The following is a 25,628-nucleotide window of genomic DNA, read 5'->3' as shown; positions in this document are numbered from 1 at the left end:
CTAGATGTTACATGATTAAGTCAAATAACCAATACAAAACTAACAACAAGGAAACAAAAAACATGAAAAAAGCTTACAGCGCTCCCCAATTAGTAATCCACGGTAACGTAGAAGATATCACCAATGCTTTTGGTACTCCTGGCGCTAAAGACTTCTTCCAAAACGCAGCTGGTCAAACTTTTCCTGGCGAATTGATTAACCAAAGCGGTTCTAAGGACGGTATTGTGATTATTGCACCTCGTCCATAGGGACTAAATTTTAGTCCAGGATATTACCGGATTACACAAAAACTCTAGTCAACCCATGAGATGAAATTCTTGACTTTTACAATTTCATCTCGAATATGGGCTAGATAAAAATAGTAGTCTTGTGCAATTACGGTATCTAGTGCTTCGATTATCAAGCGCCCTAGACTCGGAAAACTTCAAGACCACTAGGTATTTTTGACTTTGTTTAAGCATCAGGGGAAAGCTTCTCTGATGCTGTTCCTTACTCTTTTAACACGTCATTTTTATGAATGACAAGATTATGATAATAAATACTCATGATTCTCAACAAAAATTATTTTCATAATTTGTTGAACCACAGAGACACAAAGGAACTTTTCACCAGAGTTAAGAATTTTATGACTTACCTTGACAGAACTAGTCAAAGAAACTTGTGTAAGCCCTATTAGTATTTCATTTAAAGGCGATTATTCAGTAAGTTAAAAATGTACGTTTATACAGCTTACAATTTAAGTATTCATTCAGAGTTAGCACTACCTGAACTTATTCCTAGTGACAAACCAGCAGATGTTGTGATCCGTTTTGGTAAGCTAACTGAGACAGACCGAAAGCAGAATAATGCTGGAGACTATTTATTAGCAAGTATTGAAGGGTGGGGAAATCTCTTGGTGAAAGGAGGAAAAGAGATTATTCTTGACCCAAATCCAGGAGTTGATGAGGCGATGATTCGGACTTTCCTTTTAGGTGCGATTATCTGTATCTTGCTGAGACAACGAGGGTTGCTGGTACTTCATGCTAGTAGTGTGGTGATTGATGGTAGTGCTGTAGCCTTTATGGGTGAATCAGGCTGGGGTAAGTCAACTCTGGCTGAGTGTTTTCATAGTCATGATTATAGTATTTTGACAGATGATGTTTTGGCTTTGCAAATAGGTGAGCAACAGCCGTTGGTAATTCCGGGATTTCCCCAGATTAAGTTGTGGCCAGATGCAGTTGCTTCTTTTGGTCATGCAGCTGATAGTTTACCTCTACTGAATTCTCAGACAATTAAACGTGTCCACAGATTGCAAGATGGTTTTTGCCAACAGCCTGTACCTCTGAAGCGAATTTATGTACTAGCTGGGGGAACTCACCCGGAAATTGTCCCGCTAGAACTGAAACAAAGTTTTGGGGAGTTGGTGAAACATTCTAGAGAAATGCAAGCTTTGACTGCACCAGAGTTTTTGAAAGCACATTTTATCCAGTGTACTCAGCTGGTGAGACAAATCCCGATTTTGAGTTTGCGAAGACAACGTTCTTTAGCAGCGTTACCGGATTTAGTCAAGTTAGTGGAGGATGATCTTGCTGGTAATTCATCCTCTATAGATAACTTATCTTCTGTTTCGCTTTAATTCATTTTAGATATCCCAGATGTTTCTATAATATTGCGATCGCCATTTTAACTATGCAACTAGGCAAAATCTTTCAAGACAAGCTGCGAAACACATTACGTCTTTTGCCTGCATTACGCCTAGTTTGGCAAAGTAGCCCCAACTGGACGATCGCTCGTGTAGTCCTGCTGTTCATTCAAGGTATACTGCCCGTATTGGCAATTTATCTGACTAAACTGATCATCGATACAGTGGTGGCTAACTTTAGCATAGCTGATAAAGTTGCTGCGTTTAATTCAGTGATTCCTTGGATTTTATTAGCTGGTGCAGTCACCTTATTAATTAATATTTGTAACTCCTTGACAGATTTAGTCATCAATGCCCATTCTCAACGGGTGACTGACTATATGCAGGGAATTATTAATGCTAAATCCATTGCTTCTGACTTAGAGTATTACGAAAACCCTCTGTACTACGATACCTTACAACGAGCGCAACAAGAAGCACCCTACCGACCACCGCAAATTCTCAATCGCTTGGCCCAGGTGGGACAAAGTAGTGTTTCGTTGATAGCGATGGTGGGGTTGCTGTTGTCCTTGCATTGGGGCATCATTGGCATATTATTTATCGCTGCCTTACCTGCACTGTTAGTCAGGATTAAGTACAGTCGGATTATGTATAATTGGCAGCGTCAATGGACACCACCAGAACGCCAAGCTATGTATCTGGCGTGGATGCTGACATCAGATCAATATGCCAAAGAAATCCGCTTATTTGATATTGGTACTTATTTTAGTCAATGGTATCTGCGTATTCGTCAGCAGCTATATCAAGAAAAGTTTCGCGTTCTCGCCAACCGGGCTGTGGCAAATTTAGCAGCAGAGGCGATCGCTGGGATTATTATCTTTGCTATCTATGCTTATATAATCTATCAAGCTATTCACGGAGTTTTGCGCCTGGGTGATTTAGTCCTCTATTACCAAGCCTTGCAACGTGGACAAAACGATATTAAAAGTTTATTAGCTAGTATTTCTGCCCTTTACGAAGACAATCTTTTCTTAAGTAACCTCTACGAATTTCTTGACCTGAAACCCAAGTTAATTGAACCATTATATCCTGTACCTATTCCCCGACCGATGCAAACTGGCATTGTGTTTGACAATGTGAGTTTCCAATATTCAACTACTACTCGCCAAGCATTAAAAGATATCAATTTGCGAATTGGCAGAGGGGAAGTAGTAGCATTAGTCGGAGAAAATGGTTCTGGGAAAACTACTTTAATTAAACTCTTATGTCGATTATATGACCCTACATCGGGAAGCATTACTATTGATGGCATTGACCTGAAAGAGTTTAAAACAGCAGAATTGCGTCGAGAAATTAGTGTCATTTTTCAAGACTATGCTAAATATCATTTCACAGCCCAAGAAAATATTTGGTTAGCCAATATAGATTTACCACCACAACGAGAAAGTATCATTGCAGCAGCTCGACGTTCTGGAGCAGATGATGTGATTTCTCACTTACCCAAGGGGTATGATACTATCCTGGGTAAGTTATTTGACCAAGGTGAAGAACTGAGTATTGGACAATGGCAAAAAATCGCTTTAGCACGGGCATTTTTGCGAGAATCACAGTTAATTGTCTTAGATGAACCTACTAGCGCAATGGACCCAAAAGCGGAATACGAAGTGTTTGAAAAGTTCCGTCAATTAATTAAAGACCAAGCTGCTATTTTAATTAGTCATCGCCTATCTACAGTGAAAATGGCCGATCGCATTTATGTCATGTCTAACGGTACAATTGTGGAAAATGGCACTCATGATGAGTTAATAGCGATGGGTGGAACCTATGCTTATCTGTTTGAAACTCAAGCACAACAGTATCGGTAATTCTCTTGTGGCACATACCGAGATGTTTCATTCCGCTACGCTGCATTCAACATGACAAAGAAACAGACTTTTCAAACATCCTCTCAGCGTCACAAGTCTCCCATCCCTACATAAAAGATAAATCTTCGGCAACAATTAGATTGATTTGGTAATCATCTAACTCTTGTAGATAAGCCACAATGCGGTTGGCTTGTTGTTCAATGCTGCGTTCAAATAATGCTCTAGCAAAACGTCCGTTACCAAAACTTTTGTCTCGTTTGGCATAGGCGACTTCAAAAGTAGCTTGGAGAACTATGACAGCTGATGGATCTAAGATGTAACCATTATCATGACAGAATTTTTTGAAGATTAACAATAACTCATTAGGAGTGTAATGATCTAAATAAAATAACCTGTTTAAACGGGATTTAAACCCAGGATTTAACTCTAATAAACGATCCATCTCATCAGTATAACCAGCCACAACGATCGCCAAGCGATCGCGGTAATCTTCCATGCGTTTGATTAATATCTGCAATGCCTCTTTACCAAAGTCATTGGGGGTATTTTCTGGGGCTAGGGCATGGGCTTCGTCAATGAATAATACACCGCTTAGGGCTTGCTGAACAGCACTTTCCGCCCGGAGGGCAGTTTGTCCGATATAACCACCAATAATCCCAGCGCGATCGGTTTCGACAACGTGTCCACGAGGTAAAAATCCCAATTGTTTATATAATCTTCCTACTAACCTAGCAATAGTTGTTTTACCTGTTCCTGGCGGCCCGTATAACATCAAGTGTAGAGAAGTTTCTACCGTTTTTAACCCGCGTTGTTGGCGTTCGGTTTGGACTTTCAGGAAGTTGGCTAAGGAAAACAGTTGATGCTTGGTTTGATCATGCCCAACTAAAGCTTTTAAATCAGCAAACACGGCTTCTAGGGTATCATCTTCAGGTGGATCATGTTCTAAAAAAGAAGCTTTGGTTTCCGGTTTTATTTCTTGAGCATGATGATTAGTATCAACAGGTTCTTTTTCTGTATCAGGAGCGCTGACAATCAGGCTATGAACCTTCATTTTAATCTTGTCGTGGATGACAAAACCAAAATTTTGCCCTGGTACATCCATTAACTTATCAGCCGGGAACTTGTCTACTAATGTGCTGTTGATATAAAACTCTACCCAATTCCCCACACGGTCGATTTCTAATAAATTAACTGCATTGCTGCGATGAATGCGATCGCAACGTTTCCAATCTGTGTAATTAATGAAGCTACCATCTTTCACTTCAGTGATGCGATAGTAACCATTGCCAGAGATGACAAACTCAAAGAAATTGCTAACATCTGAGAGTCCCCAGACAAAACCATAACCATGATCTTCAACACCAGCAGCCTTTTCTAACACTATATGAATATGAAATTCCGTTCTGTCATAGAAAAACTCGGCGGCGTTCCACGATAGCCAATATGTATCACCTGCACGTTTATGATCAAATAAATAATGACTCACTTCCAATTCCAGGCTGCACTCGGCGCTATCCCTTGTTACCCAGCTACAGCGATTGTCTTGAAAGTGTTCCTCAAAAATTAGCATTGCGTTCCTCTATGGCTCGTATGTAGAATCAGCTGCTAGCTATCTCATTCTAAGCACGCAAAATTTGATTTATCGGCTACTAAAAACCCGGTAAATTGTTTGTCACAAGCACTTGAGCCTCTGTAGGAAAATTTTTCGGCACTGGATACTGGGGTTGAGGATGGGACTGATATTATTGACTCAGTACTCCTCATTGATCAAAATGTCACTAACTGCATCTTCCACACCTCAAGGGTTTAGTACATTTATCGCTAATTTGGGTATACGCGATACTACGGAAGATTTTGTATTAATCAAGTCTGATGTTCCCTGTGTCGCAGATGGCGTATTTACTCAAAGTCTATTTGCTGGCCCTAGTGTGACAATTAGCCGTCAAAATCTCCAAAATTCTCAAGCGCAAGGTGTGATTGTCATTTCCAAAAATGCCAACGTGGCTAATGGTGCTGTTGGCATAGCTGATGCCCAAGAGATTATACAAATTATTGCTGAAGAAACCGGAATTTCTGCCGATAATCTAGCGATCGCCTCTACAGGGGTAATTGGTAGACGCTATCCTATAGAAAAAATCCGTGCTGGCTTATCAGGTATGGGGCAGAAATTGACTCCTGCTAATTTTGATTTGGCAGCCCGTGGTATCATGACCACCGACACCATACCCAAGCTAGCCGCTAGGCAAATTGGTCATGCCAAGCTGGTCGGTATTGCCAAGGGTGTGGGGATGATTGAGCCAAATATGGCAACAATGTTAGCTTTCTTTTTCACAGACGCAGCAATTGCCCCAGAAACACTGCGATCGCTTTTTCGCTCTACTGTTGATAAAACGTTTAACTGTTTAAGTATAGATACTGATACTTCTACAAGTGACAGCGCTGTGATTTTGGCAAATGGTTTAGCTGGTGAGGTTTCGGAAACAGAGTTTGCCACAGCCTTAGAAGAAATTGCTCACGAGTTAGTATTAAAAATTGCCCGTGATGGTGAAGGGGCAACTAAAGTCATTGAGGTGACGGTAGACTCAGCCGCTAATTATCAGCAAGCCAAACGTGTTGCGAAAGCGATCGTTAATTCACCATTGGTAAAAACTGCCATCTACGGTGCAGATCCCAACTGGGGACGGGTAGCAATGGCGATCGGTAAATGTGAAGATGAACGGGAAATTAATCAAGACAAAGTTGTGATTAGGTTTGCTGACGTGCAAGTTTATCCCAATACCTTCCAAGCTGAAAGTTTGGACAAGTTAAAACAAATTATGTCTCAAGAGAAAGTAGATATTCATGTTAGCTTAAATGTGGGAGAAGCTGCTGCAACTGTATGGGGTTGTGATCTCACAGAAGGTTATGTGGAAATCAACGGCAAGTATTCAACTTAAAACATGGGGTTGCTCAATCTTCTCTGAATTTTCTAAACCCAAAAACAATTATCTTCCCTGAATGATGGACACTGGTAATATTCCCCCATCCCACTTATAGGACTAATATTTGATTTTTGTTGGCATAGCCTGTGCTTACACAAAAAAATCAGTACAAGTCGAGAAATTTCTTACCTATTGCCTATTGCCTATTGCCTATTGCCTACCTACACAAATCATTTCAGTAATCAAATCGGATTTCTATATGAACCAAACTTTATTTCATCTCGCTTTCCCTGTAACTGATATTGCCAAGACAAAGACTTATTATATTGATGGCTTAGGTTGCACCCCTGGTCGAGAAAATCCTCAAGCAATAATTCTCAATCTTTATGGTCATCAATTGGTAGCTCATCTTACTAAGGAACCATTGACACCACAACGCACCATATATCCCAGGCACTTTGGCTTAATTTTTACCCAAGAACAAGACTGGGAAAAACTAGTAGAAAGAGCTAAACAAAAACAGTTACTATTTCGAGAGACACCTAAAGACCGCTTTGTTGCTTCTCCTTTAGAGCATCGGACTTTCTTTTTGGAAGATCCATTTTATAACTTGATGGAATTTAAGTATTATCGCCACCCAGAGGCAATTTTTGGCAGTTATGACTATACTCAAATTGGTGATAGGAATTAAATCAGTTATCAGTTAACGCTGATTCAATTATCTTGACTGATAACTGTTGACTGATGACTGTTCACTGTTAATTGGTTCTGCCAAAGTTTTGGCTACAGCCGCTAAACTTCTGGCATCTGTCAACATCCACGAATGTAAGGCTACAGGAATAATAATTTCTTTACCTATGGGCATCTTAGAACTATTAGTGGGGATAATCATTAAATCGTAAGGTGTCCACATAGACGTAAAATTTAACTGCTGTAACATTTGCACATCAGCATTCAAATCTTGCAGAAATGGACTGTTAGGACGCATTTGCACACACCCAGGATTCTGGGAAGCATAAGCAACTACTGTGCCGTTATGGGGTGAAGAAATTGTCAAAAACCTTTGTACACGACTAATTCCGCCCAACCGTTGAACGTAGTAACGGCTGACGATTCCCCCCATACTAAAGCCTAATAAATCTATGGGTTGCTCTGGGGCAAAGGTTTTAGCAACATAATCAGCTACCTGCCCGGCTAAAACATCCAGCCCAACTTCCCCGTTATTAGGTATTAAGTCTACTGCATATACAGGCCAATCTAGTTGTCTCAAATGATCTGCCATTTTCGCAAATACGGCTTCCGTATCACTGATGCCATGCACTAACAACACTGGATTGCGCTGCTGATTTCGAGTTTTCATTTTTTCAGATGAAATATATCAAGTCTGTAGAAAATGTAACTGAGTCTGATTGCTACCAGCGCGCAGATTATGACACTCTTGCCACTGGTTGAAATCCTAATCATTTTTAGTGCTAATAGATACCTATAGAATAAAATGATGTTAAATTTTGTTAAGCAACCTTTCAGAATCTTGCCTTAAGTTGGGATAAAATTTAATAATTAATTCTTGGGATTTACAGTTTGTGAGTATCTGCAAGTAATAGCTGAGAATGCTTATCCCTTATGTGAACTTGGGTTAAGCACAAACCGACAAGGTTTGTTACTAGATAGCTGATAGTTAAAAATCGTAGTATTTCGACGTAATTTTTAACATTACGCACAAATTACAAAATATAAAGATCAGGAGCAATTCTAATGGATTTTATCAAAAAGTTAATTGGCGGGATTGTGAGTTTCGTGACTGGATTAGTCGGTTTTATCAGTGGCTTATTACCTAAAAAGAAAAGCAACGGCTACTATTTGGAACTGAAGGAAGATTCTACTCAGACAAAACCAGTTGTGCCAGCTGCATCTAATGGTACAAAAGTTGCAGCACCAGTAGAAGCACCACCTGTTAAAGAACCCACTCCAGCCCCAGTAGTCGCAGAAACCAGCGCAGAACCAGCACCAGCACCAGCTAAAACTAAAGCTAAAGCTAAAGCTAAAGCTAAAGCACCTAAGAAGAGCGAGAATGGTAAAACTGCTGCACCAGCTGAACCCGTAGCCGCACCTGTAGCAAAAGCTCAACCAGTCACACCAACTGAAACTACATTTGCCCCGAAATACTTAGCACCTTCAGCTTCTGGTTCTAATGGTCGTCGCCTTCCCGGTGCAAATATGAGTACATTTTTAGATATGGCACGTCAAGTCAAAACTCCTGGCTAAGTTTTGCTAGTACAGCGTGGTTAAAAATGTCTCAAACCCTTCCAAAAACGTAATTACGTATGCGAAAGCCTTACCGTAAGGTATTACAAATTACGTTAGCGTAGCGTTGGCGAGTCTTCTCCCAAGGGGAGACGCTAAGAGCGAACGAGCGTCATTACGAATTACGAAATGACGTTGTTACCACACCCTTATTAAAGATCAACCCACTATATAAATGAAATGCTGGGTCCCAGTTAGTTTTTTCCCTACGAAATAGGCGAACATGAGACTGGAGGTGTTCCAGCATTTCTTTTTGCTCTAGGACTGTTTCTGCAAAAGGTGTGAAATCTGTCCAAATTTTCACTTGTGGTAATTTTTGCTCTATCCAATCTAGTAATTTATTCCAATTGATTCTAATAGTATTGTGAGTCGCTAAAGGTGCAATCTCTACACCTTGTTGAAATTGATAACTAGAATCGTGTAACCGCAAAATACAACGTCTACCGGGTAAATGTAAATCACAAAATTGGGCATAGTCTTGGGTTTGGGTTTTGCGTTCTAGTTTACGGCGGACATCAACATCAACAACTTCTTCAAAAATAGGCAACAATCCCATCACCCTAGCAGAAACTTCTGACCAATCAAATGTTAGTGAACCTAACTGATTCGCATGATTAGAGCAAATCATGGTAGCTTGGGGATGAGATTCTAAAAAATAGTGGGCTTGAAATACTTGTATTTGTTCAATAGTGCTGATAGCTGTCCAAAAACAAGGAATTTCTGCTTGTTGTAACTGTGTACCATAAAACTTGAGTTCTCCTATCGGGGCAGTTTGGTAAAACTTCCAGCAACGAGTCGGAAGTACCATATTGGCACTGTAGGGATCTAGCTGCATGATTTGTGCGAATTTGGGCGCTACTTGGGTTTTGAGTGGATGACTCAGAGGTTCCAAAATAAGTATGCCTAGTTCATTATTGCAGGGTTCGGCTGTGGCTTGAGCGATCGCTCGTTGTCTCTCTTCTTGCTCAATTTCTTGTATCCGTCGTAAACCTTGCCGTGCTTGGGTGATGATTTTGTTATTTTGTGTGTTTAATAACAACTGTCGATATATTTTTTCCGCTTCACGGCGTTTTTGGGATACTTCCTGTAGCCTACCTACATAAAGTTGCACCCAAGGATTTTCTGGTGATTGCTTGAGTAACTGTTTGAGTAACTTAGCGGCTGTGTGATAATCTTTACGCTCGAAGGCGATCGCAACTTGCTCAATCATGAGGTCAATTCAATGCACTTTTAATGATATTTTTCCCAAAATATCTGGATTTATACTTCACAAGCTGCGGCAATTAGGGATAATGCTACTATTGGCGCTGTGACTGCTCTGAGGATGCGACGACCTAAAGATACTGGTTGAAATCCCGTAGCGATCGCTTCTGTAAGTTCTCTATCTGTCCATCCTCCCTCTGGGCCTGTAGCAATTACCACTTCCCCGGAGATTTGTGTGATGGCATTTTGCAGATGGCTATACTCACCCCGCGCCTCACAAATATAACGGTGAGTACTGGTAGTAGTTTTAATCGCAGTGGTAAAAGATACAGGTTCTAAAATCGTTGGGACAATAGCCCGTTCTGATTGTTCTGCGGCTTCTGCGGCGATGCGTTGCCAACGTTCGAGTTTTTGGGGACTGGGATTTAGTAAGGTGCGATCGCTCAACACGGGAGCAATACAAGCTACACCCAATTCAGTACAACTCCTGACAATATCATCAAATCCACTGCCTTTAGGCAAAGCAATAATTAAGGTAATCACCACTGGTAATTCTGTCTCCACAAGCAATGGTTCTAAAACTTGGGCTTGTTCTCCACTAAGACTAGCCAGCCACCATTTACCCAAACCATCCATCGCCATAAAGCGATCGCCTTCACGCAAGCGTAACACTCGTTTTAAGTAATGTTGTTGTTGAGGTGTGAGGAAAATTTGGGTTTGCTGGAGTTGGGAGGGGGCGATCGTTATTCGTTGTAGTTGAGACATGGATATTTCTGCGTTGTAGGGGTAGAAATGAATTACACATTTCTTAGTAAGTAAGGTATAAAGTTAATAATTTTAACCGCAGCGAAAAGTTCTGTAGGAGGGTTTCCCTCCGTAGGAACGCCACTTGCTATAAGCCGGGAAACCCGTCCAAAGCAGTGGCTCAACTTTTCAAGACAGAGGGACGCGGAGGAAAGCGCAGCGAAAATTTCTGTAGGCGGGTTTCCCGCCGTAGGAAACTTTTCAAGACAGAGGAGTGTGGAGGATGTATACTTAGCTTAAGCTTAGTACCTCAGTAGAAAGAGAAACGTTATAAAATCAAAAAATATCCTCATAAATATCTGTCATTGTGAGCGATAAATTGACAGAATTTAAAATTAATTTATCCTCACTTGACAAAATCTCCTGTGTCCAATTCCCTGGTAAATCTTGACGATAGACTTCTACTTTTATCTCATCTTGGGAAACTAAAACATACTCCTGCAAACTGCTAATAGTCTGATAGTTAACCAATTTTTCCCGGCGATCGCTGACTTCGGTACTGGGTGATAATACTTCAAAAATCACACAAGGATAATTGACAAAATAGTTATCTTGATCATCAGAGTTACAAGTAACCATCACATCAGGATAATAAAATATCGTCTGATTTTGATGAGTAGCTTTTAACTTGACCTTCATATCTGACATAAAGACATTACAGGCCCCTCCCCGCAATTGAGAACGTAACCGACTGGCAATATTTAAGGTAATGATATTGTGTGCCTTACTACCCCCTGTCATGGCAAAAATTTGACCGCCTAAATACTCATGACGGAGTTTGCTTTTACTTTCAGCTTCCAAATATTCGGCAACCGAGAAAACGGGAATCGGCGATCGCATGACTTTAAATCTGGTTTCTGGCTATCTCTGTTATTATACCTGCGATCAATTTTCGGCTGGTCAAAAGTGCCGAATGCTGGTTTCCAAGCCTTGACACACACCTGTGAGAAAATCTAAATCAAGGGTGGCGATCGCATCACTGGCTTGGTGATAATGAGGATTTCGCAGAAAGGCTGTATCTGTCACCATCATGGCTGGATAACCCGCATCCCAAAAGGGTGCATGATCACTCAGCCTAGTTTGGCGAACAATTAAACCTCTATTTGGTACTGGTAACCACTGACTTGATACACCAACTCGACGCATATGGCGACTCATGGCAATTAAATCAGGGATAGTGCGTAAGTTACCAATTAAAGCAATAAAATCACCCGTGTTGGGGTAAAAACGCTCTAAAGGGGATGGATACCTTTGTGAATTAGGGCTAAAGTCTCGATAACCAAGCATTTCCAGCGACATCATTAACCGTAGAGGTTGTTGCTGTTGTTTTAACCAAGCCGCATAATCAGTACTACCCAGCAAACCATACTCTTCCATATCAAAAGCTACCAGCCGCAAGGGATATCTGGCTGGTTCAGCCGCAAATTTTCGAGCCAATTCCAGTAAAACTGCCACACCTGTAGCATTATCATCAGCCCCTGACGTTCCTGGTACAGCATCATAGTGAGCGCCAATTAAAATTGGTGGTAGGTGCTGTGGTTTTGTGCCAGCTTGGGGAGGTAAATTGAGGATGAGATTCTGAAAATTAGCAGTACCTACCTGAAAGGTGTGGATTTCCACACTTCCCCATTGAGCAAATTCTTGACGGATGTACTCTCGTACAAAAAAGTGTCCCGCCGTCGCCAGATAGGGATCACGTTCTCGCGCTATTTTTGTCAGGTGATGGTGTAATCTTGCTTTTAAATTCAAGTGCTTAGAAAAGTTATGACAGCAGATTTTTTATGTATGCAGCCAGCAAAAAGCAACTAACATGAGGGCGGATTTCCCAACTTCAAGATATAGTGAGGCTCAGTAGACAGGCTAGAACATTTACAACGACTGGGACATACTAAGCATTGGCAATGTTATCCTAGTCTTGCAACTAAATCCTTAAGCTATGATTCCTCCAAATTATAGCTGGAAAAGGGGAGTGGAGAGTGTTAGGTAAAAAATACTCACCTCTAGCCTCTAGTTGGTAGTGTATGAAGTTTATCCTGTAGCACTAAGCTAGAGGTAGTTCTGCCCAATCATAATATAGATATAAAGACACGCTAGGAGAAGAGTAACGCATGGGCAAGGTAGTCGGCATCGACTTGGGTACAACCAACTCAGTAGTCGCCGTGATGGAGGGTGGCAAGCCGGTGGTGATTGCCAATGCAGAAGGAATGCGCACAACCCCCTCCGTAGTTGGTTTCAGCAAAGAAGGCGAACGAGTAGTAGGACAAATGGCCAGACGGCAAACAGTCCTCAACCCTCAAAATACATTTTTTGCCGTTAAACGCTTTATTGGACGCAGGTACAGCGAACTTAGCCCAGAATCGAAGCGCGTACCTTATACCATCCGTAAAGATGAAGTCGGTAATATTAAAGTAGCCTGTCCTCGCTTGAATAAGGACTTTGCCCCAGAAGAAATTTCCGCAATGGTGCTGAAAAAGTTGGCAGATGATGCCAGTACTTACTTGGGCGAACCAGTTACAGGGGCAGTGATTACAGTCCCAGCTTATTTTAACGATTCCCAAAGGCAAGCCACTCGTGATGCTGGCCGAATTGCTGGTTTAGAAGTGATGCGGATTCTCAATGAACCAACAGCAGCATCTTTAGCTTATGGTTTAGATCGGGGTGATACGGAAACCATTCTCGTATTTGACTTGGGTGGTGGAACCTTCGACGTATCGATCTTGGAAGTAGGCGATGGGGTGTTTGAAGTCAAAGCCACCAGTGGTGATACCCAACTAGGGGGGAATGACTTTGATAAAAAAGTCGTGGATTGGTTAGCAGAACAATTTTTAGAAGCAGAAGGTGTAGACTTAAGACGCGATCGCCAAGCTTTGCAACGGTTGATGGAAGCAGCCGAAAAAGCTAAAATTGAACTCTCTGCTGTCAGTATCACTGATATTAATTTACCCTTCATCACCGCCACCGAAGACGGCCCCAAGCATTTAGAAACTCGGCTGACACGTTCCCAATTTGAAGGTTTGTGTAGTGACTTATTAGGACGTGTCCGCACTCCAGTCAAACGGGCCCTGAAAGATGCGGGACTAAGGGCAGATGATATTGAGGAAGTGGTGCTAGTTGGTGGTTCGACCCGAATGCCAATGGTGAAGCAGCTAGTGCGGGATATGATTGGCATTGAACCCAGCGAAAATGTCAACCCTGATGAAGTCGTAGCGATGGGTGCAGCCATTCAAGCCGGGATTCTGGCTGGAGAATTTAAGGATGTGCTGCTGTTGGATGTCACACCCTTATCCTTGGGACTGGAAACCATCGGTGGCGTGATGAAAAAACTCATTCCCCGCAACACAACTATTCCCGTGCGTCGTTCTGACATTTTCTCGACATCAGAAAATAACCAAAATACCGTAGAAATCCATGTCGTCCAAGGTGAGAGGGAAATGGCGACTGATAATAAGTCCCTGGGACGTTTCAAACTCTACGGCATTCCCCCAGCCCCACGAGGTATACCCCAAATCCAGGTATCATTTGATATAGATGCTAACGGGATTCTCCAGGTAACAGCTTTAGATAGAACTACTGGGCGAGAACAGAGTATCACGATTCAAGGTGCTTCTACCTTAAGTGAAGGGGAAGTTAACCGGATGATCCAAGATGCCCAAAAATACGCAGAAATCGACCGAGAACGCAAAGAAAGAATTGAAAAACGTACCCGTTCCGAAGCTTTGATTCTGCAAGGAGAACGCCAACTCAGAGAAGTGGCTTTAGAATTTGGGATGCAGTTTGCCCGCAATCGTCGCCAACGTATCGATAATATTAGCCGAGAACTGCGAGAAAGTCTCAAAGAAAATGATGACCGGGGGATTGACCAAGCCTACGCTGACTTGCAAGATGCTCTGTATGAACTAAATCGAGAAGTCCGTCAGTATTATGCTGAGGATGAAGACGACGATTTACTTGCAACTATTAAAGACATCTTTACAGGTGATAAAGATAAAGAAAAAGAACGGGATTTTCCCAGAAATAGTTACCCTGAACGTGATTCATACAATAACAGGGACTATAACAGAGATTACGGACGAGATAGCCGTTCATCCTACGACAGCCGTCCCCCACGTAAACCCCGTCCTAGCTACCAAGATAATTGGGATGATGATGATGATTGGCTGTAGTACTTTCTCTATTACTTTGGCAACGATTTTGATCATTGGTAATTGATAATTAGTGATTAATAATATCACCCATTACTAACTAGAAATTACCAAAATCTCAAATTTAAAAGTTCAATAAATGACTATGCAAAATTTGCAGAATTTTCGTGATTATTATGAGATTTTAGGAGTATCTAAAGATGCTACTAATGAGGAAATTAAAAAGAATTATCGACGGTTAGCTAGACAGTATCACCCAGACCTGAATCCAGGCAACAAAGAAGCAGAAGAAAAATTTAAAACTATCGGCGAAGCCTATGAAATGCTCTCTGATACAGCTAAACGGGCGCAATACGATCAATTTAGCCGTTATTGGCAGCAAAAAGGTTTTCCCAAACAAACTCCTAAAGCTAAAGGTTGGGGTGATAGTCGGACTGGAGAACGCAACGGCAACCAAAATGTAGACCCCAGCCAATTTGCGAATTTTGAAGACTTCCTTAATCAAGTGATTGGGGTGGGTAGCCGCAAAGATACGAGAAATGGTTCCACAACTAGCACTAATACCGATCCCTTTCGTTCGCCTAAAAGCCGAGTTGAATACACAGTTCCCAAAAATCCCCCCCGTCCCACCCGTCGAGATATTGAAGCGAGATTAACCTTACCATTAGAAAAAGCTTATCAAGGTGGTAATGAACGCATTCGTTTAGAAGATGGGCGATCGCTAGAAGTTACAATGCCACCAGCTATGGTTACAGGTCAAACTATCCGCCTACGCAACCAAGGCATCGGTGGCGGCGATTTGTATTTAAAAATTACCGTTGAACCTCATCCATTATTTAAATTAGAAGGTGTAAATATCCTCTGCCAAGTCCCAGTTACCCCCAGCGAAGCCGTCTTGGGTGGACAGGTAGAAGCGCCTACCCTGGATGGCCCAGTGAAAATGACCATTCCCCAAGGCGTTAGGTCTGGTCAACGCTTCCGACTGGCAAATAAAGGCTACCCAGGGGAAAATGGTAAACGAGGCGATCAATTGGTGGAAATTCAAATAGTTACACCAAAAAGTATTAGCCAAGAAGAACGAGAACTTTACGAAAAATTGCGACAAATGGAAACATTTAAACCCCGTGCTGATCTACTGGGTTAGGGTTTATGATAGCGATCGCACTGAAAATGATGGAGCGATCGCTCAATACACTCAATTTCGAGCATAATCAAGACTATCAGGTTGAGAAATTACGCCTAACTTCTCTGCCATATCTTAATTGTCTTATCTAAAGAGCCACTCACTAAGATTTCGCCGGAAGTGGTAAAGGTGAGGGCAGTGACGACATCAGTATGACCGATAAATGTAGCTAGTAACTCTCCTGTTTCTAGATGCCATAATTTGATGGTTTGGTCAGCGCTACCACTGGCGATAATTTGTTCATCAGGGCTTAAGGCGATCGCATATACTTTATCTGTATGTCCCTTAAGAGTCCGAATTAATCGGCCAGTTGCTAAATGCCAGATTTTTATGGTCTGATCCCAACTACCACTAATCAGTAATTGACCATCTTTACTCATCACCAAAGAACGGACAATATGACCATGACCCATCAGCGTGTGTAATGGTTCTGCATCTTTGAGATTTTTCCCCAGCCATGAACCTGAAGTTTGCCAAACCTTAATTTTGCGATAGCTACCTGTAACCAAGGTTTGCCCATCCCGGCTCAAAACTAAAGAATGAGCAGCTGTATCATCTAAAGACAAAATAGCTTTTACCTGACGGTGCATTAAATCCCAAAACAAAATTCTCCTGTCATCACCACCAGTTACTAGCAACCTGCCATCTGGAGTGAAAGCAACACACCGCACTACACCGTTATGTTTATGTAAAATATCAATTAGATCCAGTGCGCCTGTATGCCAAATTTTAATTGTGGAATCTACACCACCACTAACTAATAGTTGTCCATCAGCATTAAAGGCTAAAGAATTCACCTCATCTACTAGTCCAGATAATACCCAAGGATACTCTGATAATGTTTCGATTAATGCCCCTTGACTCAAATCCCAGAGTTTTGTTTCACCCCGACTACCACTAGCTAATATGGGAATTTCATCACTACTTTGACAACTAAAAGATAGACAATTAACGCCTCTGGTGTGTCCTCTCAATGTTTGCCAACATTCCCAATCACCAATAATTTCTTTTTGGGGATGTTCTGAGGAGACTGTTTGAATTGTCTCTGGGATTGTTCTCTCAACTACTATAGGCAATAAGTCTTTTTTCCCATCTTTTTTCACAGTTAATGATTCTAAATACCAACTCAAGCCGCCTGCATATAACAAGTTACTGGGAGTAAAATGCAGTTTTGGCTCAGTCAGAGAAATTTGATTTGTCGGTAAAAAGCCGGCAATTACTGCTTGTTTTTCGTAGCCTAGTTTACCTGTAGATGGATAGAATAAACAAAGAAAAATTAATACTTGATGATTACGTAAATCATCTTGAGTTACTGACCATTTAATTTTGTCTTTCTTAATACCATTAAAACTTTCTCCATCAGCTACATAAACTTGAGTTCGGACTTTGGGGTTATCTGCTAGCAAATATGTAAATTTGCTTTCACCGCGTAAGTTACCTTCGTCATCTAACACCATGTTCTGTAAGGTATCTTGGGGTAACTTTTTCAGTAACTTACCTAGCCGTTCGGTGATAATCCGCTCAACTATTTGCTCTCGCAGAATATAATCTTCAGCTTGCTGCTGGAAATACGTGGGAAAAGGTATCGTCCAGTCAGGAGGTTCGGGATATTCCGGCGGGATGGGAGGCGGATTTTTAGCGAGGATTTCTGCTTGCTGACGGGAAGATTCCAGAATTTTGGCTAAAGAGTCTCCCCAAAAAGCCATAATTTCGGTGTGACAACCTTTGACTTGACTCTCTAATAAAGATAAATCGTAAGTCTTGGGTTTTTTCACTCGTTGAAGGAAATCAGCTTGTTGAGCTTTGAGTAAGCTTATCCAATCCATCTGCATTTCTGCGGCACAATTTTGCATACTCAAGGTAAGTTATACCAATGCAATTAATCAAGTTTATAACGTCTATTCAATTAAAAATTCCGTAATCTTCGCAGTCTCATAGAACACAATCACAAGCAGAAATTCGCACAAAGGATGTAGATAGATAGGATTAGTAGCTGTGATGAGAATGACTGGGTTAGGGAAATTTCCATGATGTCCATCAATTCTAACCAACCTTCACAAACAGATACTGTTTCTAGAAAACAGTTATCTGTCTAAAGAAGAGTATGATTTGAGAGAGTTGATAGGCTTTAAGTTTGAGTAAACTGGCAAAAAATGATTTAAGAACGTTCTCACGTTCTGAAAACTAGAGTTTATATCGGTAATTTGTAATAAATGATATATATTGGTCAATCTTGAGCTTGTTTTTTTGATGTAGTAAATTGTGTGTGGTTACTAGAAGTATCACCAGACTCCAAATGTTGAATTTTTTGGTGTATCTCAAACTCATCACGACTAATGATTGTTTCTAAATTGGCAATTCTTTGCTCCAAAAGTTCTACTTGCGCTCTTGATAAATAGTGAGCTTGAGATTTTTTCCCATCAGAACGCCAGATCATAAAAGTCCCGGCTGTTGCGCCACCAATAGCAGCTAAAGGTAAAAGAGCGCCACTACGAGTTACTGCTGATAGAGGAATGCAAAGGGCGAGGATAGCAACGGTAGTTCCCCAAATCTTGCTTGTAGCAGTGAGTTTAAAATCTTGAGATGTTGTATTATAATCTGGCGATCGCTTACCCATAATTTACACTCAGATAAATGAGTTCTTTACTACATTCGCATAATTACCTAAAAAATTCCCTCCTACAAATGGGTTAAGTATAATTACTAAAAGGATTGGAGATAGATAAGTAGTCGTGCAAAATAAATTATCTATTTAGGAGAGGCAATAGGCAATAGGCAATAGGCAATATACGAACCCACTCCCACTACTAAAAACAGTTAAGAGGCAATAGGCAATAGGCAATAGGCAATAGGTATGGGATAGAGCGATTTCAGTTTGACGGAAAAATATATAAATATTTCTGCACAGGTACTTAGAAAGAGATGAAGAGAGTAAAGCAAAATAACTAATGACTAATGACTAATGACTAATGACCATTCAAGCTATTTTAGAAGCTATTAAAATTGATGATGCGGTATCTCCTTATGATACTCTTCACCTGAAAATTTTTTATCCGGCTATTAGCTCAGACGATGATTTAGCAAAAAATTGGGGGATTTTACCTGTTGATTTAACAAAAGCTCCTTTCCCCGTGGTAATTTTCTTTAATGGCTTTAACTGCGATGCTCGACAATATCAATGGTTAGCAGTGAAATTAGCTGAAGCTGGATTAGTTGTCATACTATTTAACTGGATTGCTGAAAGTTTACCGGGAATGATTAATTTTACTCCTGGCTTTAATTGGCAAAATCGCCAACCGCAAGTGTATGGTACTGTTCCCACAGCTTCAGCTTTGCCAGCAATACTCACTCAACTAGAAAAATTACAAACAGCAAGTATTTTAGCAGGGACACTCGACCTACAAAAAATTATTTTAGGTGGTCATTCTGAAGGTGGGAGATTAGCTATAGAAAATGCTCAACCTAATTTTTTTCCGCAAGTAGTAGCATCGTTTGCTTACGCTGCACATACAGGTGGAGCAGCTATATTAGGTTATGAAATTGATACTATTTTACCTCTACCAGACTCTTTACCTCTATTAATGATTGGCGGAACTTGTGATGGGATAATTGCCAATGGTAGCCCTCTATTTGGATTTAGTACAAGAGATTCTATTACCCCTATCATCCGGACTTTTCAAGCAGCAATTACTGGAGGCAGGTGTGACAGTTATTTACTCATGTTAGATGGAGCAAATCATTTTTCTATTGTTGATATATTAGATCCTACATTGGCTTTACCATTTGTTGATTTTTCTGCCACTAAACCCCAAGAAGATTTTCGTGGGTTACTGGCGGAAATTATTACCTTATTTATTGATGCTCATGTCCGTAACCAAACAGAATCCCATCAGCAACTTGAGCAATTACTGCATAATTCTCATCCTTTGATCAGATTTTTTGAGTGTAAGTAGGAGTTACAATATAACAAGTATCGTTGTTATTTGATGATTCATTTTGTCTGGGAGAAAACAACATGACAAATTATGTTTTAATAGCTGGAGCTAGTCGGGGTGTTGGTAAAGCGATCGCTAATTATTTAACTAAGCAAAATATCAAAGTCAAAGCACTGATCAGAAGTGAAACATCTCGTGCTGAATTAGCAGCTATGGGAGTTGAAGTAGTTTTGGGTGATGCTTTGAATTTAGCTGATGTAGAACGTGCAATATTAACAGATGATCCCATTCACGCTATTATTAGTACCATTGGTGGCTTACCTACAGATGCAGAAAAACCAGATTATCCTGGCAATAGAAATTTGATTGATGTGGCTATCAAAGCTGGTGTGCAAAAATTTATCCTAGTAACTTCTATTGGTACTGGAGATAGTGTAAAAGCTGTTTCTCCTCAAGTTTTAGCAGTTCTAGAACCAGTTTTAGTCGAAAAACATAAAGCTGAACAACATTTGATTAATAGTGGATTAACCTATACAATTATCCGTCCTGGGGGACTCCAATCAGAAGCGCCTACAGGAAATGGAGTGCTAACAGTAGATAATAGTATTGTTGGTAGTATCACTCGTGATGATGTAGCACAATTAGTAATTAAATGTCTGAATTCTGATCTGACTAATAACAAAATTTTGTCTGCTATAGACAAAAATAAATTATTTACACCAACAGAGTTTGTCGAGTTTAAATTAGATTAAACAAGAATGGGAAAATATGGATGAGTAGGTTGATTATTTTTGTCTACTCTCCAGAAATTTGTAGTAGTATAGTTCTTTTGCGTGGCCCATCTAGGTCAAAAAATAAGACTGATTGCCAAGTTCCTAAAGCTAGTTGGCCATCGATAATTGGGATGACTTCACTCGTAGTTAGCATCATCGCCATTAAGTGTGAATGAGCATTCATTGGTTCATCTTCTGGGACAATTCTTAAATGCAAATCATTGTGCAGATATTTTGCTGATTCAGGTGCTAGTTTTCTCAAGAACACTTTTATATCTTCTAATAGTCTGATTTCATCTTCATTAATAGCTAATGCAGTTGTTGTGTGTCGAGAAAATACTAGCACTTGACCATTAATAACTGATGTATCTGCAAGCAAGTCTTTAATATGAGGCGTGATATTATAAATATTAATCCCGGCTTCAGTTTCAATTTCGATGATTTTGTGAATGATTGGCATAGTGATTTATGGAGGTAATAGAATTATCAAAAACTAGCACTAGCATAAGATCGTTTTTAAACCCTGTACTAACCTTTCCATACCTTCAGTAACTGTATCTTGTTGCATCGCACCATAAGCAACTCGTAAATAGCAACCATCTTTCATGCCAAAAGTTGTACCGGGAATAACTGCAACTTTGTGTTGTTGAATGAGTTGTTTGACTAATGCAAAAGCATCGATTTCGGTATGTACTTTGAGAAAAAAGTAGAAAGCGCCACTAGCGGGGGTAATGGTACATAGGCCTTGTAGTTGGGTGAAGGAATCGAGTACTATTTGTCTTACTTGGGCGATCGCTCCAATATTTGTGGTTAAATACTCTGGTTTTGCTTGTAATGCTCCCAATGCAGCATACTGAGAAACCACAGGCGGACAAATCAAGATTGTATCCTGGACTTTTTTCACAGCTACTAGTAAATGTTTAGGTATTACCATGTAGCCAATACGCCAACTAGCAAAACCGTAGGCTTTGGAAAGACTAAACAGAGAAATCGTGTAATCACTATTGCCAAATGATGCGGGGGAAATATGTTTTACGCCATCATAGGTAAAATACTCATAAGCTTCGTCGCTAATGTGATAAATCTTACGCTCACAACACATTTTATTGACTTGGCGAAGTAACTCTTGAGAATAGACAACACCTGTAGGATTATTGGGCGAAATTGTCACGATCGCTTTAGTTTTGGGTGTAATAGCTTGAGCGATCGCATCTAGACGTAGTTGATAATTTGCATCTGTTTCTACTAATATCACACGACAACCAGCCATAGCGATCGCCATTTCGTGATTGAAATAGTAAGGTGTATGCAAAATAATTTCATCACCAGGAGCAGTAATCGCCAGAATAGCGTTCATGAAAGCCATGTTACTACCGGCTGTTACGACAATGCAGTTATCATCGTTAATTTCTATATTGTTAAAAGTTGACAATTTTTCACTCAATGCTGTCAATAAGGGGGGAATTCCCTCAACTGCTTGATACAAATTATTTGTAGGTTCAGCCAAAAACTTTGGTAAAAGCTCAATCGCTTCTGGTGGTGGGTGATAAAAAACCACACCCTGTCCCAAAGAAATGGTTCCTGGCGAGTTTTTAATCAGTTCCCCAACCACCGGAATAATCGGTGACTGCACCGCCTGCATCCGAGAAATAAATTTAGTCATGAATTTAATTATTTGCCTGACTATCAAACTATTTGTTGATTTAGCCAATTGACTAAATCAGATAGTGATGAAAATCTCAGAATAGCTCTACCTAATGCTTCTAGCTGTTCTTTCTTTAAAACTTGTACTCGCTCAATTATCGATGCGTCAATTTCACCAAAGCGTTCATCCAGTAAAAACAGACAAAATTTCAGTGCTTCTTTTTGTTCACCACGTTGTTCACCGCGTTGTTCACCGCGTTGTTCACCGCGTTGCTCACCTTCTCTTTGTCCCTTCTGCAAAATGTATTGATAAATCACCGATTCTTGCATAGTCTCCTCCCGTAATAATCGCAGAATCAAATCTTGCTCAAACTTTAACCCTGCTAATATCTCTGTGTATGCAGCTGTATTTTGTCTAGTCTCAATATCTGGAATTTTAGCAATACTTTGAGCAACTTGCGATAGTAATGCTGGGGCTGAATCTGTTTTGGTTAATGGTGCTAATGGTAACAGTCCCACATAATTCATAAATAATGATGGATCTTGCTCCCACATTCGGATAACGCGATAACGATGAGTTGTCATTTCGCTCACGTATTCTGTGGTGAAGGCGATCGCATCACTAGTTTCTTTTAAGAAAATCACTACTTGTGTAACAGGAACTTGATACTTCCGGGTCAATCGAACGTAGTAATCTAGCATCCGCAAAGCCAGTTCTGTTTTGGATTTAATTGTCGTTTGAAACTCCAGGTGTAAAATCCGATTTTCTGTTTGTAAGAATATCACTGAATCAGCGCGTATCGGTTCAATACTTAATTCGGTTTTTAAAACTTTAATTGTTTGTGGTTCTTGGTTTAATAACCACCGAATAAAATCTTGAGGATATTTTTCGGCTAGGATTTTACACAGGTTGTCATATTCTGCCATCTAGAGATTTATCAGGATATTTACTAAAGGTAATGACTGATTATCATAGCAAAATATTGCACAATTACACATATTAATTTCCGAAAAAACACTTAGCATCTTTTCCAAGCATCTGCCACATATGCAGAATCAACCACAGTTCCAATTAAATTTACAGGAGTATTTGCTGAAGCATAATATTGAACTTTCTGTGCTAGTTCATCAATGGCATTAATTCTTTGCTTGCCAGGACGAACATACACTACTAAAACTGATTTATTAGGAAGCACCTTCAGTAAATTTTGCAGTTGTTCCACTACTCTTTCTTCAACTAACTTATTGACCTCTGACTCTGGCAAACTGATTTTTTCTGGTTCTGTAATTAACTGATAATTTACCAAGTCTAGCACCACAACATCGCTAGAAAGTTTCATCCGTTTGGAGGCATCAACAATGCGGGCTACTTGAAAACCCCGTTGTAATATTAATTGATATTCTTCTGGATAATCATCTAGTATTATCGGTTGCTTTTGGGGAATGACATAATCAATAGATATTCCGCCAATTACTTTTTCTCGCTCTAAAATTTGTTGTAAATTATCAACTTGTTGTCCGACAATTTCACTGACTGATGCTTGCAATCGCTTTTCGACTTCTTCTCGCACTAGCTGACGTGCTTCTTTCAGACTTTGGCTAAAGAAGTAAACGCTGATAGCTCCAGCTACTGCTAAAATTAATGTCAGTACCACAAACGAAAGATTAATTGCACTGACAAAACTACCAAAACTATTATTTAAACGTGTATTGGCATCTTGGAGAAACTGGATTTGAGTTTTGAGCAGTTCGACATCAGCTATTGGTGACGGTGATGGTTTGGGGGTGGGTGTGGGAGTTTGGGCAATGAACAATACCCTATTCGGAAGTAACCAAAATCTAGCAAAATTCAACAAATTTTGTAATTGCATAAAGAATAATTCCATATTCAGTTAGTTGTCTAGCAGCATAAAGCGATCGCTGACAACTAAGCAACACGATGAGGCCCTAATTAATATCAGACGGAAGAAAACCACCTGATTACGCTACAGTGACAAATATCATTTCAGTCAGGAGGAAAAGCTTGTGAAAGCGGTGTTAATGACAGCACCAGGTAATCCAGAAGTACTGCAATTACAGGAAGTGCCAAAACCAGCAACTTTGGGTAATACCGAACTTTTAGTCCGCTTGGTAGCAGCAGGTGTTAACCCCATTGACACCAAATTGCGTAAACGCGGCACTTTTTATCCTGAACAAATGCCAGCCATTCTAGGATGTGATGGTGCAGGAATTGTGGAAGCGGTGGGTACTGGTGTACAGCGTTTTCGTTCAGGGGATGCAGTCTATTTTTGCCACGGTGGTTTAGGCGCACATCCAGGCAATTATGCTGAGTATACTGTAGTGGATGAACGCTTCGTAGCCCATAAACCCACATCTGTTTCCTTTGCAGAAGCAGCCGCCGCACCCTTAGTACTCATCACTGCTTGGGAAGCCTTGTATGAACGGGGAAGATTAGAACCAGGGGAAAGGGTTCTAATTCACGCTGGTGCAGGTGGTGTCGGTCATGTGGCAATTCAATTAGCTAAACTCAAAGGTGCTACTGTCTCCACCACAGTCAGTTCTCAAGACAAGGCGCGATTTGTCAAACAACTAGGCGCTGATCATGTAATTTTCTATCAACAAACAGACTTTGCTCAAGCCGTCTTAGAATGGACTAGCGGCGAAGGTGTAGACTTAGCTTTTGATACCGTCGGTGGCGAAACCTTCCACAAAACCTTTCCCGCCGTCCACATCTATGGCGATGTCGTGACGATTCTGGAACCAGACACTAACACCGTTTGGAAGACTGCCAGAAATCGCAACCTCCGCATCGGTTTAGAACTAATGTTGACACCGATGCTTTTAGGCATAGTCGAAGCACAGCAACACCAGGGAGAAATCTTAGCAGAATGTGCCGACTGGATAAATCAAGGTAAGCTGAAAATTCACGTCAGTCATCAGTTTCCCCTAGAAGACGCAGCCAAAGCACACCAATTAATTGAATCGGGAACAATGACAGGTAAAATTGTTCTGCTGATGAGCGATGAATCATAAAACTTGAACAAATTCCCTAACCAGCGCAGACTAACACAGCACCAACTCCGTGTACCTCTGCGTTTCACCTTTGCGTACCTCTGCGTTTTACTTCTCCTCTTCCCTCTTCCAGCTTGGGCAACCACAGAACGCACACCCCTCACCCTAGAATTATTACAAGAGCGACTCCATACCCCCACCCTGCGGGAAGGTAACTTAAC

The 25,628-nt window shown here is 40.7% G+C and carries 23 protein-coding genes; 11 read left to right on the top strand and 12 right to left on the bottom strand.

The features are described 5' to 3' along the window. Positions 1-62 precede the first annotated feature (62 nt). The 3 genes from FD725_RS26215 (at position 63) to FD725_RS26205 (ending at position 3,486) form a co-directional block, all read left to right on the top strand. Positions 63-248, top strand: coding sequence for a lasso peptide (locus tag FD725_RS26215; protein ID WP_179050845.1), 186 nt, complete (start codon positions 63-65; stop codon positions 246-248). Positions 249-712: 464 nt separating this feature from the next. Beyond that, positions 713-1,615 carry a serine kinase gene (locus FD725_RS26210; protein ID WP_179050844.1) on the top strand — a complete coding sequence of 301 codons (903 nt, stop codon included), beginning with the start codon at positions 713-715 and terminating at the stop codon, positions 1,613-1,615. Between the two features lie 53 nt (positions 1,616-1,668). Then, positions 1,669-3,486, top strand: a complete 1,818-nt coding sequence (locus tag FD725_RS26205) for an ABC transporter ATP-binding protein (RefSeq protein ID WP_179050843.1) — start codon at positions 1,669-1,671, stop codon at positions 3,484-3,486. A 106-nt stretch (positions 3,487-3,592) separates the two neighbouring features. On the opposite strand, the gene FD725_RS26200 is transcribed toward FD725_RS26205, so the two are convergent. Beyond that, complete coding sequence (locus FD725_RS26200) at positions 3,593-5,056, bottom strand: AAA family ATPase (protein WP_179050842.1); 1,464 nt, start codon at positions 5,054-5,056, stop codon at positions 3,593-3,595. A gap of 202 nt (positions 5,057-5,258) precedes the next feature. Here FD725_RS26200 and argJ point away from each other — a divergent pair, with 202 nt between their 5' ends. Beyond that, the gene (gene argJ, locus FD725_RS26195) at positions 5,259-6,422 is read left to right on the top strand and encodes a bifunctional glutamate N-acetyltransferase/amino-acid acetyltransferase ArgJ (protein ID WP_179050841.1); all 1,164 of its coding nucleotides are present in this window, start codon (positions 5,259-5,261) and stop codon (positions 6,420-6,422) included. Between the two features lie 244 nt (positions 6,423-6,666). Next, positions 6,667-7,098: a VOC family protein gene (locus tag FD725_RS26190; protein WP_179050840.1), complete on the top strand. Its 432-nt coding sequence runs from the start codon at positions 6,667-6,669 to the stop codon at positions 7,096-7,098. A gap of 27 nt (positions 7,099-7,125) precedes the next feature. Here FD725_RS26190 and FD725_RS26185 read toward each other — a convergent pair whose 3' ends face one another. Beyond that, positions 7,126-7,767: a triacylglycerol lipase gene (locus FD725_RS26185; protein ID WP_179050839.1), complete on the bottom strand. Its 642-nt coding sequence runs from the start codon at positions 7,765-7,767 to the stop codon at positions 7,126-7,128. A gap of 395 nt (positions 7,768-8,162) precedes the next feature. On the opposite strand from FD725_RS26185, the gene FD725_RS26180 reads away from it, so the two are divergent. Next, positions 8,163-8,672, top strand: a complete 510-nt coding sequence (locus FD725_RS26180; RefSeq protein WP_179050838.1) for a hypothetical protein — start codon at positions 8,163-8,165, stop codon at positions 8,670-8,672. 154 nt (positions 8,673-8,826) lie between these two features. Here the strand turns inward: FD725_RS26180 and FD725_RS26175 are convergent, their stop codons facing one another. The 4 genes from FD725_RS26175 to FD725_RS26160 form a co-directional block, all read right to left on the bottom strand. Next, positions 8,827-9,921, bottom strand: coding sequence for a tol-pal system YbgF family protein (locus tag FD725_RS26175; protein WP_179050837.1), 1,095 nt, complete (start codon positions 9,919-9,921; stop codon positions 8,827-8,829). A gap of 50 nt (positions 9,922-9,971) precedes the next feature. Then, positions 9,972-10,679 carry a 16S rRNA (uracil(1498)-N(3))-methyltransferase gene (locus FD725_RS26170; RefSeq protein ID WP_179050836.1) on the bottom strand — a complete coding sequence of 236 codons (708 nt, stop codon included), beginning with the start codon at positions 10,677-10,679 and terminating at the stop codon, positions 9,972-9,974. 315 nt (positions 10,680-10,994) lie between these two features. After that, on the bottom strand, positions 10,995-11,558 hold the full coding sequence (locus tag FD725_RS26165; protein ID WP_179050835.1) for a Uma2 family endonuclease: 564 nt from the start codon (positions 11,556-11,558) through the stop codon (positions 10,995-10,997). Positions 11,559-11,618: 60 nt separating this feature from the next. Beyond that, positions 11,619-12,467, bottom strand: a complete 849-nt coding sequence (locus FD725_RS26160) for a M28 family peptidase (protein ID WP_179050834.1) — start codon at positions 12,465-12,467, stop codon at positions 11,619-11,621. A gap of 359 nt (positions 12,468-12,826) precedes the next feature. Here FD725_RS26160 and dnaK point away from each other — a divergent pair, with 359 nt between their 5' ends. Continuing rightward, entirely contained in the window at positions 12,827-14,881 is a 2,055-nt protein-coding gene (gene dnaK, locus FD725_RS26155) for a molecular chaperone DnaK (protein WP_179050833.1), read from the top strand. Positions 14,882-15,005: 124 nt separating this feature from the next. Continuing rightward, a complete protein-coding gene (locus tag FD725_RS26150; RefSeq protein WP_179051704.1) occupies positions 15,006-16,004 on the top strand; it encodes a DnaJ C-terminal domain-containing protein in 999 nt (332 codons plus the stop codon). Between the two features lie 95 nt (positions 16,005-16,099). Here the strand turns inward: FD725_RS26150 and FD725_RS26145 are convergent, their stop codons facing one another. After that, positions 16,100-17,896 carry a WD40 repeat domain-containing protein gene (locus FD725_RS26145; RefSeq protein ID WP_256871766.1) on the bottom strand — a complete coding sequence of 599 codons (1,797 nt, stop codon included), beginning with the start codon at positions 17,894-17,896 and terminating at the stop codon, positions 16,100-16,102. 374 nt (positions 17,897-18,270) lie between these two features. Beyond that, entirely contained in the window at positions 18,271-18,660 is a 390-nt protein-coding gene (locus FD725_RS26140) for a hypothetical protein (protein ID WP_179050832.1), read from the bottom strand. 352 nt (positions 18,661-19,012) lie between these two features. Here FD725_RS26140 and FD725_RS26135 point away from each other — a divergent pair, with 352 nt between their 5' ends. Together FD725_RS26135 and FD725_RS26130 are read left to right on the top strand one after the other, a co-directional pair. After that, on the top strand, positions 19,013-19,996 hold the full coding sequence (locus tag FD725_RS26135; protein ID WP_179050831.1) for a dienelactone hydrolase: 984 nt from the start codon (positions 19,013-19,015) through the stop codon (positions 19,994-19,996). Positions 19,997-20,058: 62 nt separating this feature from the next. Beyond that, entirely contained in the window at positions 20,059-20,730 is a 672-nt protein-coding gene (locus FD725_RS26130; RefSeq protein ID WP_179050830.1) for an SDR family oxidoreductase, read from the top strand. Between the two features lie 43 nt (positions 20,731-20,773). Here FD725_RS26130 and FD725_RS26125 read toward each other — a convergent pair whose 3' ends face one another. The 4 genes from FD725_RS26125 to FD725_RS26110 form a co-directional block, all read right to left on the bottom strand. After that, positions 20,774-21,211, bottom strand: a complete 438-nt coding sequence (locus tag FD725_RS26125; RefSeq protein ID WP_179050829.1) for a secondary thiamine-phosphate synthase enzyme YjbQ — start codon at positions 21,209-21,211, stop codon at positions 20,774-20,776. Between the two features lie 39 nt (positions 21,212-21,250). Beyond that, on the bottom strand, positions 21,251-22,414 hold the full coding sequence (locus FD725_RS26120) for a pyridoxal phosphate-dependent aminotransferase (protein ID WP_179050828.1): 1,164 nt from the start codon (positions 22,412-22,414) through the stop codon (positions 21,251-21,253). Between the two features lie 23 nt (positions 22,415-22,437). Further along, positions 22,438-23,322: a DUF4351 domain-containing protein gene (locus FD725_RS26115; RefSeq protein ID WP_179050827.1), complete on the bottom strand. Its 885-nt coding sequence runs from the start codon at positions 23,320-23,322 to the stop codon at positions 22,438-22,440. 92 nt (positions 23,323-23,414) lie between these two features. After that, positions 23,415-24,281: a hypothetical protein gene (locus FD725_RS26110; protein WP_256871765.1), complete on the bottom strand. Its 867-nt coding sequence runs from the start codon at positions 24,279-24,281 to the stop codon at positions 23,415-23,417. A 139-nt stretch (positions 24,282-24,420) separates the two neighbouring features. On the opposite strand from FD725_RS26110, the gene FD725_RS26105 reads away from it, so the two are divergent. After that, complete coding sequence (locus FD725_RS26105) at positions 24,421-25,428, top strand: zinc-dependent alcohol dehydrogenase family protein (protein WP_179050826.1); 1,008 nt, start codon at positions 24,421-24,423, stop codon at positions 25,426-25,428. The last annotated feature ends 200 nt before the right edge of the window (positions 25,429-25,628 follow it).

Origin of the sequence: Nostoc sp. TCL26-01, from assembly GCF_013393945.1 — a bacterium.
In the GTDB taxonomy this organism is placed as follows: Bacteria; Cyanobacteriota; Cyanobacteriia; order Cyanobacteriales; family Nostocaceae; genus Trichormus.
The sequence above is the reverse complement of the archived record's forward strand: the minus strand, read 5'-3'. Positions and strand labels throughout refer to the sequence as shown.

What these genes read in the sequence shown, in the direction of transcription:
- FD725_RS26215 (WP_179050845.1), top strand. Translation starts at nt 63, where the DNA reads ATGAAAAAAGCTTACAGCGCTCCCCAATTAGTAATCCACGGTAACGTA.
- FD725_RS26210 (WP_179050844.1), top strand. Translation starts at nt 713, where the DNA reads ATGTACGTTTATACAGCTTACAATTTAAGTATTCATTCAGAGTTAGCA.
- FD725_RS26205 (WP_179050843.1), top strand. Translation starts at nt 1,669, where the DNA reads ATGCAACTAGGCAAAATCTTTCAAGACAAGCTGCGAAACACATTACGT.
- FD725_RS26200 (WP_179050842.1), bottom strand. Translation starts at nt 5,056, where the DNA reads ATGCTAATTTTTGAGGAACACTTTCAAGACAATCGCTGTAGCTGGGTA.
- argJ (WP_179050841.1), top strand. Translation starts at nt 5,259, where the DNA reads ATGTCACTAACTGCATCTTCCACACCTCAAGGGTTTAGTACATTTATC.
- FD725_RS26190 (WP_179050840.1), top strand. Translation starts at nt 6,667, where the DNA reads ATGAACCAAACTTTATTTCATCTCGCTTTCCCTGTAACTGATATTGCC.
- FD725_RS26185 (WP_179050839.1), bottom strand. Translation starts at nt 7,767, where the DNA reads ATGAAAACTCGAAATCAGCAGCGCAATCCAGTGTTGTTAGTGCATGGC.
- FD725_RS26180 (WP_179050838.1), top strand. Translation starts at nt 8,163, where the DNA reads ATGGATTTTATCAAAAAGTTAATTGGCGGGATTGTGAGTTTCGTGACT.
- FD725_RS26175 (WP_179050837.1), bottom strand. Translation starts at nt 9,921, where the DNA reads ATGATTGAGCAAGTTGCGATCGCCTTCGAGCGTAAAGATTATCACACA.
- FD725_RS26170 (WP_179050836.1), bottom strand. Translation starts at nt 10,679, where the DNA reads ATGTCTCAACTACAACGAATAACGATCGCCCCCTCCCAACTCCAGCAA.
- FD725_RS26165 (WP_179050835.1), bottom strand. Translation starts at nt 11,558, where the DNA reads ATGCGATCGCCGATTCCCGTTTTCTCGGTTGCCGAATATTTGGAAGCT.
- dnaK (WP_179050833.1), top strand. Translation starts at nt 12,827, where the DNA reads ATGGGCAAGGTAGTCGGCATCGACTTGGGTACAACCAACTCAGTAGTC.
- FD725_RS26150 (WP_179051704.1), top strand. Translation starts at nt 15,006, where the DNA reads ATGCAAAATTTGCAGAATTTTCGTGATTATTATGAGATTTTAGGAGTA.
- FD725_RS26145 (WP_256871766.1), bottom strand. Translation starts at nt 17,896, where the DNA reads ATGCAAAATTGTGCCGCAGAAATGCAGATGGATTGGATAAGCTTACTC.
- FD725_RS26140 (WP_179050832.1), bottom strand. Translation starts at nt 18,660, where the DNA reads ATGGGTAAGCGATCGCCAGATTATAATACAACATCTCAAGATTTTAAA.
- FD725_RS26135 (WP_179050831.1), top strand. Translation starts at nt 19,013, where the DNA reads ATGACCATTCAAGCTATTTTAGAAGCTATTAAAATTGATGATGCGGTA.
- FD725_RS26130 (WP_179050830.1), top strand. Translation starts at nt 20,059, where the DNA reads ATGACAAATTATGTTTTAATAGCTGGAGCTAGTCGGGGTGTTGGTAAA.
- FD725_RS26125 (WP_179050829.1), bottom strand. Translation starts at nt 21,211, where the DNA reads ATGCCAATCATTCACAAAATCATCGAAATTGAAACTGAAGCCGGGATT.
- FD725_RS26120 (WP_179050828.1), bottom strand. Translation starts at nt 22,414, where the DNA reads ATGACTAAATTTATTTCTCGGATGCAGGCGGTGCAGTCACCGATTATT.
- FD725_RS26115 (WP_179050827.1), bottom strand. Translation starts at nt 23,322, where the DNA reads ATGGCAGAATATGACAACCTGTGTAAAATCCTAGCCGAAAAATATCCT.
- FD725_RS26110 (WP_256871765.1), bottom strand. Translation starts at nt 24,281, where the DNA reads ATGGAATTATTCTTTATGCAATTACAAAATTTGTTGAATTTTGCTAGA.